Annotated in this window: 1 protein-coding gene; it reads left to right on the top strand. The window is 65.4% G+C overall.

What is annotated here, in order from left to right:
• A partial coding sequence (locus ACFYUV_RS51445; RefSeq protein WP_387683459.1) for an IS256 family transposase occupies positions 1 to 1,092 on the top strand: 1,092 nt, incomplete at its 5' end.
• Between the last annotated feature and the right edge of the window lie 41 nt (positions 1,093 to 1,133).

The raw sequence follows: 1,133 nt of genomic DNA, 5'->3' as shown, positions 1-1,133 counted from the left end.
CATCTCGGGCACGACAAGCACGAACGCTCCGGCAATGAGACGGGTAACACCCGCAACGGCAGCCGGTCCAAGACCGTGCTCACCGACGTCGGGCCGGTAGAGATCACCGTGCCGCGGGATCGGGATGGCAGTTTCGAGCCGAAGATCGTGCGCAAGCGGCAGCGACGCCTGTCCGGCGTCGATGAGATGGTCATCTCGCTGGCCGCCAAGGGCCTGACCACCGGCGAGATCTCGGCGCATCTGGCCGAGGTGTACGGCGCCGAGGTGTCCAGGCAGACCATCTCCACCATCACCGACAAGGTGCTGGAGGGGATGGCAGAGTGGCAGAACCGGCCGCTCGACCTCGTCTACCCGGTGATCTTCATCGATGCCATCCACGTCAAGCTGCGTGACGGCCAGGTCGCCAATCGCCCCGTCTACGTGGCGATGGCCGTCACCGTCGATGGCGAGCGCGACATCCTTGGTTTGTGGGCCGGCGACGGCGGCGAGGGTGCGAAGTTCTGGCTGCATGTGCTCACTGAGATCAAGAACCGCGGCGTTGCGGACGCGCTGATGGTGGTCTGTGACGGCCTCAAGGGGCTGCCGCAGGCTATTGAGCAGGTCTGGCCCCAGGCTGTCGTGCAGACCTGCGTGGTGCACCTGCTGCGTGCTTCGTTCCGGTACGCCGCCCGCCAGCACTGGGACGCCATCGCCAAGGCGCTCAAGCCGGTCTACACCGCGCCGACCGAGGCGGCCGCGCTGGAGCGGTTCTTGGAGTTCGCCGAGACGTGGGGCGGCAAGTATCCGGCGATCGTGAAGTTGTGGGAGGACGCCTGGGCCGAGTTCGTGCCCTTCCTCAACTTCGACACCGAGATCCGCCGGGTGATCTGCTCGACCAACGCCATCGAGTCGGTCAACGCCCGCATCCGGCGGGCGGTCAAGGCTCGCGGGCACTTCCCGAACGAGCAGGTCGCGCTCAAGTGCGTCTACATGGCGATCATGAGCCTGGATCCGACCGGCAAGGGCCGCAAACGCTGGATCACCCGCTGGAAAGCCGCGCTGAACGCCTTCGCCATCACCTTCGAAGGCCGCCTGACCCCGACCACTCGATAACTAATCAAGATCGAGATACACCGTTATCTAGACAGACCCGC

Origin of the sequence: Nonomuraea sp. NPDC003560 (assembly GCF_042878785.1) — a bacterium.
Taxonomy (GTDB): domain Bacteria; phylum Actinomycetota; class Actinomycetes; order Streptosporangiales; family Streptosporangiaceae; genus Nonomuraea.
This window is presented reverse-complemented; position numbering and strand designations above follow the sequence as displayed.